The organism is Chitinophaga filiformis (genome assembly GCF_900102545.1).
GTDB lineage: Bacteria > Bacteroidota > Bacteroidia > Chitinophagales > Chitinophagaceae > Chitinophaga > Chitinophaga filiformis.
Genome location: NZ_FNBN01000005.1, coordinates 252,795 through 267,851 on the forward strand (window position 1 = coordinate 252,795; position 15,057 = coordinate 267,851).

At 44.7% G+C, this 15,057-nt stretch carries 10 protein-coding genes; 5 read left to right on the top strand and 5 right to left on the bottom strand.

Annotation, left to right across the window (positions count from 1 at the left end):
* Nucleotides 1-127 precede the first annotated feature (127 nt).
* Nucleotides 128-901, top strand: a complete 774-nt coding sequence (locus BLR32_RS21175; RefSeq protein ID WP_089834852.1) for a hypothetical protein — start codon at nucleotides 128-130, stop codon at nucleotides 899-901.
* A gap of 111 nt (nucleotides 902-1,012) precedes the next feature.
* Here the strand turns inward: BLR32_RS21175 and BLR32_RS21180 are convergent, their stop codons facing one another.
* The 5 genes from BLR32_RS21180 to BLR32_RS21200 form a co-directional block, all read right to left on the bottom strand.
* Nucleotides 1,013-1,438: an SRPBCC family protein gene (locus BLR32_RS21180; protein ID WP_089834853.1), complete on the bottom strand. Its 426-nt coding sequence runs from the start codon at nucleotides 1,436-1,438 to the stop codon at nucleotides 1,013-1,015.
* Nucleotides 1,439-1,681: 243 nt separating this feature from the next.
* Complete coding sequence (locus BLR32_RS21185) at nucleotides 1,682-2,764, bottom strand: phosphatidylinositol-specific phospholipase C1-like protein (protein ID WP_245705487.1); 1,083 nt, start codon at nucleotides 2,762-2,764, stop codon at nucleotides 1,682-1,684.
* 110 nt (nucleotides 2,765-2,874) lie between these two features.
* Nucleotides 2,875-4,473 carry a RagB/SusD family nutrient uptake outer membrane protein gene (locus BLR32_RS21190; RefSeq protein ID WP_089834854.1) on the bottom strand — a complete coding sequence of 533 codons (1,599 nt, stop codon included), beginning with the start codon at nucleotides 4,471-4,473 and terminating at the stop codon, nucleotides 2,875-2,877.
* Between the two features lie 48 nt (nucleotides 4,474-4,521).
* The gene (locus tag BLR32_RS21195; protein WP_218124233.1) at nucleotides 4,522-7,518 is read right to left on the bottom strand and encodes a SusC/RagA family TonB-linked outer membrane protein; all 2,997 of its coding nucleotides are present in this window, start codon (nucleotides 7,516-7,518) and stop codon (nucleotides 4,522-4,524) included.
* A gap of 303 nt (nucleotides 7,519-7,821) precedes the next feature.
* On the bottom strand, nucleotides 7,822-10,248 hold the full coding sequence (locus tag BLR32_RS21200) for a TonB-dependent receptor (RefSeq protein WP_089834856.1): 2,427 nt from the start codon (nucleotides 10,246-10,248) through the stop codon (nucleotides 7,822-7,824).
* A 176-nt stretch (nucleotides 10,249-10,424) separates the two neighbouring features.
* On the opposite strand from BLR32_RS21200, the gene BLR32_RS21205 reads away from it, so the two are divergent.
* From BLR32_RS21205 to BLR32_RS21225, 4 genes are all read left to right on the top strand, one after another.
* On the top strand, nucleotides 10,425-11,498 hold the full coding sequence (locus BLR32_RS21205) for a helix-turn-helix domain-containing protein (RefSeq protein ID WP_089834857.1): 1,074 nt from the start codon (nucleotides 10,425-10,427) through the stop codon (nucleotides 11,496-11,498).
* A 129-nt stretch (nucleotides 11,499-11,627) separates the two neighbouring features.
* Complete coding sequence (locus BLR32_RS21210; RefSeq protein WP_089834858.1) at nucleotides 11,628-13,769, top strand: outer membrane beta-barrel family protein; 2,142 nt, start codon at nucleotides 11,628-11,630, stop codon at nucleotides 13,767-13,769.
* 344 nt (nucleotides 13,770-14,113) lie between these two features.
* The gene (locus tag BLR32_RS21220) at nucleotides 14,114-14,563 is read left to right on the top strand and encodes a MauE/DoxX family redox-associated membrane protein (RefSeq protein ID WP_089834860.1); all 450 of its coding nucleotides are present in this window, start codon (nucleotides 14,114-14,116) and stop codon (nucleotides 14,561-14,563) included.
* A gap of 95 nt (nucleotides 14,564-14,658) precedes the next feature.
* The gene (locus BLR32_RS21225; protein WP_089834861.1) at nucleotides 14,659-14,976 is read left to right on the top strand and encodes a hypothetical protein; all 318 of its coding nucleotides are present in this window, start codon (nucleotides 14,659-14,661) and stop codon (nucleotides 14,974-14,976) included.
* Nucleotides 14,977-15,057: the final 81 nt, after the last annotated feature.

A 15,057-nucleotide genomic window follows, 5' to 3' on the forward strand; every position in this document is an offset into this window, starting at 1 on the left:
GCGGCTTAGTATGATCGGGAAAATGAACAAAATGAACAGACTCCGTAATAATGACAAGGAATGACCTTGGAATGAATGGAAATAGCTGTTAATTTTATCTCATTCTCAATGACCATACAAAAATCCAATGAAAAACGCCTTCTTCCGTTTCCACAACAGCTTGTACATCTTCATTATTGTTCTGCTTGGCTTCACTGTAGTAAGTTGCTCAAAAGATGACGACAACATAACGCCTACTCCGGATATAAGTGCATTATATGCGCAATCCATTAAAGACGCTATGGTGGATAACGGTTCTGAAGCGATAGATTCTCTCTGGCCCATTACTGCAGGCAATCCTAATCTGCAGTGGAAAACTATCAACGGACAAAACTACGTACTGATGGCTACCTTTATGCGGTATCCTGAAAGTTATCCTGTTGGAGATTCTATTACTACCACCTGGGGAGATAGCTGGTTTTTTATCCCGTCTCAGATGTTAGGCAAACTGGGGCCGGGTTTTACTCCGACTTCAGATACCATTCAACGTATCAGCCAGCTGCTGGGATTGCCCCCTGTCAATAGCAAGAGCAATACACATATCGCCCAGATATGGGTGCATGCGGAACGTTTATTCCGTCCGGCGGGAGACCCGTCCATTAACACTACAACAACAGGTTCCACGTTGGTAAGCACGGTTTCCGATGACTACCGGGCATGGTTTAATAACAATATCATTTACTCTTACTACCGCCCGCTGAATGCTGCCACAGATTACTATTATCCGTGGACAAGGCTGGGGTATACCTACGACTGGGCGCCGGGAGCGAATAGAGTGGGTTTGAGTGAGTATGTACTGAAAGCCAATTCAGGCTGCTGGGTGGAAAACACCACTACCGCTGCAGGCTTTTTTCAAAATTAGTGGTCAGTCAATTCGTATAGCAAAGACAAGGGAGTTGTCTCAATTAATTTTGAGGCAACTCCCCTTTTTATGGTATTTAGTATCAAGATAGTGATACTGAATAAGGTCTTATTAATTGGCTTCTGTATACTTTTTAAAGTTATCCAGGATAGCCTGCCAGCCACTCTGCTGCATTTCAACGGAATGAGTGTCCTCCGCCTCGAAAGTCTCCACTATTTTGGTAGCATCACCAATGCTGCTGAAAAGGATGCTCACCTTTCTTTCATCACCCAGGGTATATTCTATCAGTTTGTGCTCTTTCACCTGTGTATACACGCCGCCAAAATCAAAGCTGAAACTACCATCTTTAGCTGCCATAGTAGTGCTGAATTTACCACCTGTACGCAAGTCGTTTTCGGAAGCAGGTACATGCCAGTCATCTGAAGCAAAGGCCCACTGCTTAATATGTTCAGGCTGGTTCCAGTATTCCCATACTTTCGCTACTGGGGCCTGAATGGTGGTTTCTACGGTAATTGCGGTTTTAGTTGTTGTTGTCATATCAGAGAGTTTTTATTTGACTTATTTGTTGTTGTGAACGATACAAACTTACGGCGGTCCCGCTACAAGCAGGAGGGGTGAAAAAGACAAAGAAGAGGCGATTTACGACCTCGTGAGTAAAGGGTGTGGAATATTGTGAGTATTTCTCTTTCGCTTATATTAGATACCTGTAAAACTAAAAGCGCCTTGCAAAACGTGTCATCGTTCCACAAGACGCCTTCCGAATAGATAGCCCAGGAGCAATTACTTTCTCACCGCAGCTGTGTTATTAAACAAAGGATTCAATCTGCAATATTTCTTTCCTTCAAAGCTGACCTCATAATCAGACTTGAAATGAGTGCTCTTCAGGTAATAATCAGTTGTAATGATCTGTGCACCCGAATTGCAGGCTGCAACAAAATGAGATTTATCGTTCTCGCGTGCCTGTTTGGTATCCGAATCGGCCCTCGTACGGATGATATATCCCTTCGCCACCAGGTCTTTGATTTCCGGATCGGTAGGATCATTCTTGATCATCATCGCTGCTTCCGGAGTACCTGGCTCAGAGTTGGAGAATACAACGCGGCCCTTCAGTCCCGGGTGACCGGCAATATAAAGATCTCTCTTCGCGTCTTTGGCGTCAAGGATGAAAGCGAATTTACCTTCTGCAGCTTTTACGGTAGGCCAGTTGTCGTGGAGTACCGCTTCTTCCACGGTCTTGTATTTCCCTCTCACCATATCAGGCGTGATGAGATGTTCCTTACCCAATCCATCTATTAATGCCTGATCCAGCTGATCAAATACTGCAGTAGTAAATGGCTCCGGTTCAGTAATTTCTTTGCTTTTTGAAGCGCCGTCCTTGGGCTCCAGTGTAATAAAGACCGGGTAATGGTGAGGGTGCTTCTCTGACCATGATTTTAATTCCGCCAAAAGATTCTTCAGCGTCAGATAGTCATTGCGGAAATCCAGATCAGGGATGTGCAGTACTTTGAATCCTGGCTCGTTCATCACACTTTTCTCATCGTAAGGCGCCTGTCCTTTTGCCCAATCCAGTCCTTTAGGATGCGCATATTTACCACCTTTTGCATCAGCATAAACATCTACCTCCAGGTTTAATAACCCCATATCCAGCTGTTCTGCAATGGAAATGTGCTCATAATCAATCTTACTGGCAGATACCGAATCCCGCTTCTGGAACATTTTGAATAATGCCGGATCGATCGCCTTCTTATAACTGTTGTGTGAACCGATCACCTGCATCCTGTTGATCTTCACGTTGTCCGGTACTTCGTTGTGCAGCAGGACCATAGCTGCTACCAATACCAATGCTGAAAGTGCCTTCATCATATATGTTTGTTAAAAACAGCCGGTCTTAAAAAGCCGGCTGCTGGGTTTGTATGATCTGTCGTTTGTACAGCACCTGCAACGTTTCAGGCAACTGTTCGGTGGATATTCGCTTACTGATCGTAACCTGGATTCTGTTTCAGATTACCATTCAGCCTGATCTCTGTGATAGGAATAGGATAGAGCCTTCTTCTGGTATCCTTATTCATGCTCAGATTATCGTTTGGCAAAGGATATTCTTTTTCAAACTGGCCAAAGCGGATCAGGTCATTACGACGCCATCCTTCCCAGGATAGTTCACGGGCACGTTCATCCAGTATTCCTGGCAGGTCAATGCCGGCAACGGGAGGTGCACCTGCACGGGTGCGCAGCAAGTTAACCAAATAGTCAGGTGTTTGCAATACGCCATTCACGGTAGTGGCAGTTGCTCCGCGTAAAATAGCCTCTGCTTTCATCAGGTAAACGTCTGCGAGACGGAATACCGGTACGTCATTACCATTCAAACGGGTAGCCTGGATGATGGTAGGATCAGGATAGTACTTGATCGAACGGACACCTTCTGCCTGGCTGGCAATGGTGTTACCAACATCCATTGGTTTCGGTGGAACCAGTATCAGGTCTGGCGTGATGACGATCTGGGTAGTGCTGTTTGGATAATATACAGGCTGATTAGTGAAGCCGCCGTTACCATCGGGGTAAAACTGCGGACCTACCAGCCAGGTATTGTTCCTTACATCGCCTTTCAGGTTAAAACGGTTGTAGAACTCAGGAGTAGTGCTCATCGCGATACTTAAACCAACGTTAAATCCGTATGCCTGCGCCAGGTAATAATAGAAACCAAAACGTGTGAACTGGTTGCCAGGAATCTGCTGATCGTAAGGAATAGCGAAGATGGTTTCGTTTACCTGCGGACCGTTATTCGGTAAGAAGATATCACGGAACCTGCCGTCCAGGAAGTAATTGGTGTTGTTCTGTACACTGTCTGCCATAGCAACAGCATCCTGGTTACGGTCTGTACCTAAATAAACAGACGCATTCAGGTACATCTTTGCCAGCAGGGCGAATGCCATTGCTTTTGTAGGACGGCCATACTGCAATACATTGGTAGCAGCATTGGTTGATTTAGATGGCAGCTGTTGTGCAATAGCTTTCAGTTCTGACTCGATGAATGCAAAGATCTTCGCTCTATCCTGTGTAGCTGGTAAAGTAGCTACCGGGAAGTCAGTGATCAGCGGCACGTTGCCATAAGTATCCATCATGAAGAAGTAATACAACGCACGTACAGCTCTTACTTCTGCAATGTTTGCAGCCTTTGTGGTAGTATCCACGTTGGAAGCAACAGTCAGGTTGATCAGACGGTTACAGTTGTTGATTCCGCCGAAACCCCACTGCCAGATACCTGTCACGTTGGGATGATCGTATGTCCAGGTATGGTAGTGTAATTGTCTGTACTGACCACCATCGTCGAAGTTACCATCACGCGCAGGGATGATCGCTTCGTCTGTTGACAGCTCCTGCATGCGCCAGTAGGCAATAGCATAGTTGGAAGCCAGGTTGGTGTACATAGTACCAAGCAAAGCGGCATAGTCCTGTGAGGTGGACGGGAAGTTGCCGTTTACATATTGTGATTCAACATCCACATCTAATTTCCTGCAGGCACTAACCGTAACAAGTGCTGCAAGCGCAGTGATGAATATATTTCTCTTTTTCATCCGTTTAATATTTTTTTGTTGTTCCCTATGGAACACTCATTTCCTTAATTAAAATGAAGCACTCAGACCAACGATATAAGTACGTGTTTTAGGATAGAAGTTGTTGTTGTCAATACCAGGCGTAACACCACCGATATTGATTTCAGGATCTATACCACGATACTTGGTGATCACAAAAAGGTTATTGGCGGTAGCATAGAAACGGATGCTCTTTACTGCCTGTGTATGTGGTTTGAGGGTATAACCGAGTGAGAGGTTATCCAGGCGCAGATAAGAGCCGCTTTCTAAGAAACGGTCAGAGATCAGGTAGCCGTTGATGTCATTGTAAGACTCATTCGTAGTGAAATGAGGGATGTTCTGAATTTTTGAATCCACTGGGTTATTCAGACCTGCGAGTGTCGCATTCAGGATCTTATTGCCTAACACACCACGCACCAGGAAATTCAGGTCGAAGCTCTTATAGTAGAAATTGTTGCTCCATCCGTACATCAGCTTAGGCTGTGCATTACCTGCCAGTTTCGCATCTGTGGTAAGCGGCTGCGTAGCAGTAATAGTACCATCAGCTTTCTGGTATGTACTCACACCATTGTCGTTCTTACCCATGTAATGCCACAGGTTGAATGTACCTAAAGCATAACCAGGCAGGATGATCTGGCTGTAGTTACCGGATTGTCCCTTACCACCCAGCTGTGCGGTCTGGATATAGTTGATGGCGAATTTCTCGTTAGACAGATTGGTGATCTCGTTCTTGTTGTGCGCCAGGTTGAGGTTTGTTCTCCAGGTAAAGCCATGAGATTTCACCACTGTAGCGCTCAATGCCAGCTCAATACCACTGTTCCTGATACTACCTACGTTGGCCGTATAAGTGGGTACGAAATACTGTGTAGTAGATACCGGATACTGATCGTAGATCAGGTCAGAAGTCTTCTTGATATAGTAGTCAACGGAACCGCTGATCCTGTCTTTCAGGATACCGAAGTCCAGACCGATGTTGGTAGTAGCGGTAGCTTCCCATTTCAGATCAGGGTTGTCGTTACGCACAGGACCGATAGCGTTGGTCACGTTACCATTGTACAGGAACTTGGAGTTGCCTGCAGGCGTACCATAGATCAACAGGGAAGAGAATGCGTTAAAGCCTGCACTGTTACCGGATACACCATAACCTGCTCTCAGTTTCAGTACGCTGATCAGATCAACATTCTTCATGAAAGGCTCACTGCTGATATTCCAGCCCGCAGAAACTGCAGGGAAGTATCCCCAACGGTTGTTGATACCAAATGCTGATGAACCATCATTCCTCAAAGAGGCCATGAACAGGTATTTGTCTGCATAAGAATATTGTACACGACCATAGTAGGAGATCAGTCTGAGGGTAGAGATCGGATTATTGTCGAACGCTATCTGTGATGTATTCGCCGGATTGGACAGGAATAAGTTGTTATAAGTCAAAGCATCATTGGAGAAGTTCTGTGTGGTGATGCCGAAACCATCGTTGGTACGGTCCTGCTGATAAGTATAACCAGCCAGCAATTTGAGGCTATGTGCCCCAAATGTTTTGTCGTAATTGAAATAAGATTCCACTACAGTACTTGTATTCTGATAAGCCTTTCTTGTAGCCACACCATTCAGATTAACAGCCAGGCCTGAAGCATGGTTGTAGTAGCTGTTATAGTTGTTCTGATTTCTCTGGGAAGACAGAGACAAAGTGTATTTTAGTCCTTTGAAAATATCTGCCTGTACCAGACCTGTAATCAACGTTTTGCTGTCATCAGTTTTGATGAAGTTATTATTGATCAGTGACAGCGGGTTCAGTGTACCACTACCAGTTCTTGCATAATATTCTTTATAAGTACCATCGGGATTGTAAGGACTTACAGTTGGTAAGTAGAATAACATATTAGACAGTACCTGTGCCTGAACAATATCATTGCTCTTAGTGTGAGCATTAGTCACCGTCAGACCTAAACGCAACCGATTGTCAAAGAAGCGCTGAGTAACGTAACCTCTTACAGTTGTGCGTTCCAGGGAAGTATTCCGCAGGATACCATCATTCTTCAGGTAGTTGAAGCTGCCACCATAGTCGGTAGTAGCATTGGAACCACCAAAAGAAACGTTATGATTATGAGAATAACCTTTTCTTTCCACCAGTTTCTGCCAGTTTGTATTGGAACCGTCATCGTTCAGGTCTGGAATTAAGGTCTGACCATTCTTTTTGAGATAGGCACGCAGCTCATCACCAGTCAGCATGTCCAGTTGTTTAGACACTTCTTCCATCGCAACATACGCGTTGTAGGAAAGTCTTGTCTGCCCTGTTTTTGCTCTTTTCGTAGTAACGATGATTACACCATTGGCAGCACGCGCACCATAAATAGCAGTAGCAGCAGCATCTTTTAATACGTCAATGCTTTCAATATCTGCCGGCGCCAGCAGGTCGATAGACGCACCTGGCACACCATCAATTACATAGAATGGCTCCATCGCACCACCGGTAGTACGGATGGTGGAAGGTCCCCTTAATACCACTGCAGGAGCTGCGTTAGGGTCACCACTTTTAGTTACGTTCAGACCTGCAACTTTACCCTGTAATAATTCAGCGGGAGTAGTCAGTACACCCTGATTAAATTCTTCCGATTTGATAGTAGTAATTGAACCTGTTACATCTTTTTTACTAACTGTACCATAACCGATTACGACTACATCTTTCAATTGTTTTGTATCCGTAACCAGTGTTACGTTGATCACTTTTTTGTCTCCTGCAGTAACTTCCTTTGGAAGGGATCCCATTAGTGTAAAGAGGATCACATCTGCTGGTCCTTTACTGACAATTGTGTAGGCTCCGTTTGCATTTGTAATAGTTCCGGTAGTGGTTCCTTTTACAGACACAGTCACTCCGGGAAGTGGTGCATTGTTCTCGTCTGTTACTATACCTTTAATAGTGCCATTCGTCTGAGCAAAGACAGAAAAACTCAGCAGCATTGCGATGAGTAAAGCAGAAAATGCCTTACCTGCAACACTACAGAATGACCTTAATTTTAGTAAATACATTCGCTTCATGTAGTTTAATTTGTTAAGGATTGCTGGAGGAGTAGAGATGCTGATATGTCAAAGAACCATAGCTATGGAGATGCAAAAGTATTCACAAGGAATCCATCGATCAAAGCACTTTACAATAGGATAACAATTCCTTTAAATTGACCATTGAAAGCTGGGATGAGTGGTCAATATGTTGTATGAAATGAAGGGGCGGAGTACTTGAGTTAGTATGTTATAAAAAAAACGCGAGTGTTGCTTAAACAACAATCGCGTTTTTAGATGCGGGCACTATTTTATTACATAGTAGCTATCTTTTTAGAAACGGTAACCTATCGTCATTCGGAAATTACGACGTGCTTCCACAATGTAACTATAATAGCCGGATGCATTTGCAGGCAGTGATGCGGCTGTAAGCAGTTTGCGGTCGTCCAGCAGATTATTCACCAGGAAGGAAACGGTATATTTCCCTCTGGCGTAGTTCAGGCCTGCATCTGTGCGGAAGTAGTTTGGAATATTGGACACTTTGGTAGTACCTACGGCGCGTTCTGCCTGCCATTGGATACCGCCGGAAGCTCCAAACCCTGTGAATGCTCCATGATTAATACGATAAGAAAGCCAGCCATTAGTAACATGTGCAGCAGTGTTTGGTGTGATGTTACCTACTGTTGTTTTGCTGGCTTCTGTATTAGGTGCTTCCTTTGTGATCTTGGAATTGGTATAAGCATAGTTGACGTTCACATTCAGACCTGGTACGATTTCACCATTGACATCTACTTCAATACCTTTTGTAACAGTTTCTCCCAATGCAATAGATACATCAGCGCCACGACTGTCTTTAATACCCAATGCTACTTTGGAGTTCTGACGTGCAATGCGGTAAGCGCTCACTGCTGCAGACCAGCGGCCATTAAACCAGTCTTTCTTGATACCTGCTTCAATGTCATTACCCTTAACAGGTTTGAACGGTACCAGGTTTGAATCCAGTCCTGACTGCGGTACAAAAGACTGGTCATATAGTGCGTATACGGCAGTTGATTTATCAATGGAGTAGCTGAGACCTACGCGGGGCGTAACGATATCATCTTTCATATCTGCCGTTTTTGTCTTACCTGTTGTTTCAGCATGTGTGAACCGCAGTGCGAGGGAAAGACGGAGCTTGTTATCAAAGAATCCCAGTTCATCCTGCGCATATACAGAGGTATAATTCACTGATGAAATATAATTGCTTTGTCCTGCCCTGGTTCTTACACTCTTTGAACGATCTATGGTTGGAATGGAGTCGAATGGAATACCGTACTCCGGATTGTATACGTTAAACACTTTTCCACCTGCCAGGTTCAGAGATGGCGTCAGTGTACGGAAATCGCCCCAGAATTTCTTATTACCCATATCTACACCTGCCAGTATCCTGTGGCGAATACTGCCTGTGTATTCTTCTCCGGAGAGGGACATCTGTGCAAACCTGTTTTCACCAGCTTCGTCACCGATACTAAAATAACGCACCATGTTACCATTTTCAGCTACGCTGGTTGCCCATACACTGTTGGCCACCATGCTGAAATTAAAATAAGCTACCTGTGCATGCGCCTGCCATTTATCATTCAGCTGATGATCCAGGTAAACATAAGCGCTATGATCTCTTAGTTTACCAGGTTCCAGGGATGGATCACCATAGAAGAAATCATTGGAGATACCTTCATCCAGCAGCTTCTTTTTGGAGAACTGATAGTTGCCATTGCCGAGATATTTGGAACCCTGGAAGGTATATTCAACTGTGATGGATGTTCTGTCGTCTACTATATATTTCAGCACCGGAGCAAAAAGATAACGGTTGCTGTAGTTGTATTTGGTATAAAAATCTTTCTGCTGACCAGCAACATTTAATCTATACAACAGTTTACCATCTTTACTCAGTTTACCATCAAAGTCGAGCGCTGCACGGTAAGTACTGAAGCTCCCCATACTGATATTGGCAGATCCTTTAGTGACGCCGGTAGGCTTCTTGGTCACTACATTATAGAATCCTCCGGGTTCGCCATTAGCCAGCATAAAACCTGCAGGGCCTTTTACGAATTCAATACGTTCTATCATGGCCGCATCTTCTGCGGTAGGTCCCCAGCTGGCTTCGATATTCATACCATTACGGAAAGCAGGGATCTTGGAGCCTCTCATGCGGATCTGTGCATACTGGTTATCCCAATGTCCTACACGGGTAACACCGCTCACGTTGCGGGTGATGCCATCCACAATATCGAAGGTCTGCTGGTCGGCCAGCAGGCTGGCAGAGATCACCTGGATATTCTGTGGTATTTCCAGCAATGGTGTTTTAAGGCGCAGGGAGCCAGATACAGCATCCACTTTATATTTATTCCTCGCACTGTTGATGATCACTTCCTGTAGTTGCTGATTAGTAGCTTCCAGCTGGATAGTAACATTCACGATTTCATCCTGTGCAACATCTACTTCTTTTGTCACTACTTTATAACCGATCAGCATTACCTGCAGCGTGTAATGTCCGGCGTGCATTCTTTTAAATAAGAATTCTCCTTTTTCATTTGTCATGGTACCTCTGTTCTTTTCCTTGATCTGTACCGGTACAAAAACGGCCGGGCTACCATCTCCGGTCACTACCGTTCCTTTAATGGCAGAAAGAGGTTCGTCAATAGAAAAGGCTGGTGTGCTTGTGAGTACGGTACATAGCAGGCACAGAAGTTTAAACAGTTGGTTAAATTTAGTATGCATATATAGGCTGATTAGCTGATGAATAGAATATTGTAACGCGGCGCAAATCTAAAGGAGGAAACAGCGGATGATTTATCAAATTGGGAAAATGGTTTTCGCAATGCGGAAATATTCAAGATGGAGCAGGTCTTCTTTATTTATATATATTTGTCTTACGCCCATTAACACCCATCCACATGAATATCGGCCAGCAAATATTGTTTTTCCTGAGTGCCCTGGGAGCTTTCAACGGCCTCGTACTTGGACTTTATATCCTGGGTAAAAAGGGAAGAACTATTCCATTTCTTCTTTTAGGTATCCTGTTGCTGGTGATTAGCGTCCGTGTAGCCAAATCAGTACTGATCTATTTCAATCCTCAGTTACCCAAGGGGTATTTGCAGATAGGCCTTTCTGCATGTTTCCTGATTGGCCCTTCCCTGTATTATTTTTTCAGGGCTGCAATGGGAAAGGTGACCGTTATACCGGCCAACTGGAAACGGGAATGGGGTGTTTTGTTGGGAGCAATAGTGCTGGGAGGTGCTATTTTCCCTTATCAGGCTTATCCTGACTTATGGAATCATTTTGTAGCCCAGTCCATTTATGTGGTATGGAGCATTTACATAGTCGCTACAGGCTTTTTGCTCCGGCATACTTTAAAGCGCTTTTTTGTGACCCCTTCCGGTTTGAATGCTTCGGAAAAGTTCTGGTTATGGGTATATGGTTCCAATTGCCTGCTTTTCCTGGTTTACCTGCTGGCCTTGTTGCGGGTGATATATGGCATATATATAGCTGGGGGGATTACGTTCACTTCCATCCTGTATCTTACTATTTTCTACTTTGTGCAAGGCTCCAGGATGGATCAACTGCTCACTGCCCCTGAGGCAGCATCTTCTAACAAACCTGAAAAGAAGAAGATAGCCGATAACGATGCCCAGGCCTGGGCTGAAAAACTTGGCCAGGTGATCATGAATAAGGCGCTGTATAAAGATCCCAATCTTAAACTCAGCGACCTGGCCCGCGCCATCAATATCCCGGCTCACCAGTTGTCCCAGCTGCTGAACGATAATCTGGGTAAAAGCTTTTCCACCTATATCAATGAATATCGCATCAACGAAGCCTGTAAACTAATCATGACCATGGAACATCTTACCTTTGAGGCCATTGGATACGAGGTAGGGTACAATTCCAAGTCTACTTTTTATGCTGCCTTTAAGAAGGTAACGGATACCACTCCGGCACTTTTTAAGGAGACCGCTATGAAAACGAATTAGTAATAACTCATTGAAAATCTAACTGCTACGATTTTACTTCGGTCCGGATTTATAATTCCGGACTCCTGATTTGCAAAGCCAGACCATCGATGTTGGAACCCTTATTACGTTTGAGGAAACCTATAATCGATGACGAAAGTCCTTTTCTTTTTCTCTTTTCTTGTGATGATTAGCCTGTATGTCAGGGCGCAGGATTCAACAATGAGCACCCGGCAATTACAGGCGATAGAAGTGAATGCAGCCCCTCCGGCCGTTCGGCAACAAGCCGATAAGCTGGTAATGACCGTAGCCGGTAACCGTTTGTTCAGAACAGCGGCCAATGGTTTTGACGTTTTGAAAAAGGTGCCAGGTCTGGAAGTAGGAGGGGATGGTGCCCTTTTACTGTACGGCAGGATCACACCGGCGGTTTTTATTGACGGGAAGCCGGTGTTGATGACCCCCGAGGCATTACAAACTTACCTGGCGGGTCTTTCATCCGATATGATCGCGTCTGTCGCGCTGATCAATAACCCTTCCTCCCAATACGACGCGGAGTACAAAGCAATCATTGACATCCGACTGAAGCAGGATATGACCCTGGGCTGGCGTGGAAATATAAACGCCAGTTTACAGCGGAATGCCTATACTTATAATGATAATCAGTTGCAACTCAGCTACAAAACTCCTAAACTTACCTATACGGCCCGCCTGGGTTATACGAAAGGGACCACCATCTACCGGTATTCGGCCCTGCAGCACCTGGCGAGTTCCGATATTATGGCTACCAATAATAAGGTGCCTACGAGTAATAATAACTTTAGCTACCAGCTGGGAGCAGATTACAATTTTAAGAAGAACCAGCATATTGAACTGCAGTTCCGCGGCTTCCTGATAAACCGGGACGCCTTTGCATACAATACGCTTCATACAACAGATGCAACGGAACAACACCTGGTTTTTAACACCCAAAGCGAGAACCGGTATGATCCCACCCAGCGTAATTATCTTGTTAACCTGAATTATTCCGGCCAATGGGGGAAGACCCAGTTGCAGTTATTAGGTTCATTCGTACAGGCTAATACCCGGCAGCGGGAGGATATTCAGACGAGTGATATCATCAGTAAAGCGTTGGAGGATTATTGGAAAACAGCCTTACAGCAGGACATCCGTATCCGTACCATGCAGGCAGATCTTTCGCGGGAAACCGGCTACGGTATCTTCCGCCTCGGAGGCAAGTTTGTATACACCTCCACCCGGAATGCCATTCATTATGATACGCTGAATACGGAACATCTTTTCGTACCGGACAGCGGGCGGTCTAATAACTTTCACTACGATGAATACATTTCCGCTGGTTACCTCTCCTACGAAAGGAAGCTGGGTAAATTAGATCTCGCAGCGGGCCTGCGCACTGAGTACACTCATAGCGTAGCCAATTCAATTACACAGCGCCAGGTCACCAGACGGAACTACCTTACCTGGTTGCCCAGTATAAGCGGCACCTATACGATTAATGAAAATCAACAAATAAGCCTCTCTTTTGCCCGCCGTATTACCCGCCCTACTTTTCCCCAGCTGAATCCATTCCGGTTCTACAACAGCCCCCTGAACTATGTAGTGGGCAATCCATACCTCCTGCCATCCAAAACCAATACGCTGGCCTTAACTTACACTATCAGGTCGTTTACGTTTACTTTGAATGCAGGGCGGGAAACAGATGCCATGCTCAGGTACCCTGAGTATGATACCGTTACCAATGTGCTGGAATATCTGGGAAAAAACATGCCCCATAAAGATTTTGCCAACATAACGGTTAGTTTTCCCCTTACTGTTACAAAATGGTGGCGGATGCAACATAATATTGGCAGCGATTACAGAAAAGAACAGATTCCCTACCATGGAGTTACCTATGCCGTGGGAGTAACAGACTACTCCATCAGGGGAAGCCAGGTATTTACTTTACCTAAGCAATTCACGTTTGATGTGTCTTATGCGTATCGCTCACTCAGCGGTATCAGCCTCTATATCGCGAAGCCTTTGTGGAATGTTGATATGGGGTTGCAGCGTACCTGGCTGAAAGGGAAGCTGAATACGCGTATCAATTATTATGACATGTTCAACAGCACTACTTTTACAATTGTTTTCCGCCAAAAACAGATCATCAATAACCAGCTATCTCATTGGTATGGCCAGCAGCGGCTAGTGCTATCGCTGAACTATAGTTTTGGAAAATCCACTTACAAAGCGAAGCAGGTGAATAAAAATGAAGAGGAGAACAGGGCAGGATTATAAGAGAACATAACCATTTAAAACATCTGTGAAAGTTCTATTTTTCCTTATTTTCAAACAGGGCGTATCAAAAGTATGATACACCCTGTTTTCATTCGTATACCTGATGGGGCCAGATAGTCATTTAGACAACTCTCAATGCCCGATTTTACTTTTGAGTCTTCCTCTTTACACTTACATACCAGTTAACCGAAAAAGTATTGTAATTCTCATCTGCTTTTACTATTTTTATCAAGTAGACAACCACGTGAAGTTGACCTGTTGACCAAAAAGATAATTCCATTACAAAATCCAATGAAACACTAAGCCCCGCCAGCTTTCTTTCATTCTGCATTGAACATTTCCATATGAAAACCAGAGCGCTCAATTTAGCCATTGAAGCAATTACTGCCGTATTGCTTTTACTTTGGATTTACACTGGCCTCAGTAAGCTGATTCAATATGATAAATTCAGATTTGAAGCAGGCCGTTCTCCTTTTCTGCAACATGTAGCTCCCTGGGTAGCCGCCATGGTACCTGCGGTGGAGCTGGTAATTGCTGCACTGCTCATCTTTAAACGAACGCGTGTAGCAGGCCTGTACGCGTCGTTATTTCTGATGACACTGTTTACCGGTTATGTGTATGTCATGTTGCATTACGCTTATGATCTGCCCTGTAGCTGTGGTGGTATCATTGAATTGTTAACCTGGGAGCAGCACCTGCTGGTGAACCTGATTCTTACCCTGCTTACAGCAATCGCCATATTGCTGCAAAACCGGCTAACGGTGCTCCGCAGGCAACATATTTTATTGTCTTAACTCTTTATTGATCAATAAAACAGGACCCTCTTCTCCTGCATAAGCGGAGGCAGCCGTTTTGGCTGTTATTATTTCCTAATCATAAACGAGAACACATGAAAAAGCTTAAAATCAGTTTTGCTGCATTGGTAGCTGTTGCTGCCGTTGGACTAACCGTTTCTACTAACGCCGGTATTATCGTTAAAAAGACACAGGATGCCTGCTACCGCACAGTTACTATTCCGGGACTTCCCTCAGATCGTACTGCCACTTATGGTGGTAACCTCATCCTGTCATTCGGCAATTCTGTAAAGAGTGTTGCAGATCCTAACAGTGCTGCCAACTGTAGTGGCGATTCATATTTCTGTTGTGCCACTACATTTCAGTCGCAAGGGAAGACCTACGTTTGGGAAGTATTCCTGACAGATCTGTAAGCCTTCGGTGATCTGCTCATAGTAGCAGTGTCGTTGAAGGAAATGCGACGCAACGATGCCGGGTAGCGATGAGCTGCCTGG

What these genes read in the sequence shown, in the direction of transcription:
- BLR32_RS21175 (WP_089834852.1), top strand. Translation starts at nt 128, where the DNA reads ATGAAAAACGCCTTCTTCCGTTTCCACAACAGCTTGTACATCTTCATT.
- BLR32_RS21180 (WP_089834853.1), bottom strand. Translation starts at nt 1,438, where the DNA reads ATGACAACAACAACTAAAACCGCAATTACCGTAGAAACCACCATTCAG.
- BLR32_RS21185 (WP_245705487.1), bottom strand. Translation starts at nt 2,764, where the DNA reads ATGATGAAGGCACTTTCAGCATTGGTATTGGTAGCAGCTATGGTCCTG.
- BLR32_RS21190 (WP_089834854.1), bottom strand. Translation starts at nt 4,473, where the DNA reads ATGAAAAAGAGAAATATATTCATCACTGCGCTTGCAGCACTTGTTACG.
- BLR32_RS21195 (WP_218124233.1), bottom strand. Translation starts at nt 7,518, where the DNA reads ATGTATTTACTAAAATTAAGGTCATTCTGTAGTGTTGCAGGTAAGGCA.
- BLR32_RS21200 (WP_089834856.1), bottom strand. Translation starts at nt 10,248, where the DNA reads ATGCATACTAAATTTAACCAACTGTTTAAACTTCTGTGCCTGCTATGT.
- BLR32_RS21205 (WP_089834857.1), top strand. Translation starts at nt 10,425, where the DNA reads ATGAATATCGGCCAGCAAATATTGTTTTTCCTGAGTGCCCTGGGAGCT.
- BLR32_RS21210 (WP_089834858.1), top strand. Translation starts at nt 11,628, where the DNA reads ATGACGAAAGTCCTTTTCTTTTTCTCTTTTCTTGTGATGATTAGCCTG.
- BLR32_RS21220 (WP_089834860.1), top strand. Translation starts at nt 14,114, where the DNA reads ATGAAAACCAGAGCGCTCAATTTAGCCATTGAAGCAATTACTGCCGTA.
- BLR32_RS21225 (WP_089834861.1), top strand. Translation starts at nt 14,659, where the DNA reads ATGAAAAAGCTTAAAATCAGTTTTGCTGCATTGGTAGCTGTTGCTGCC.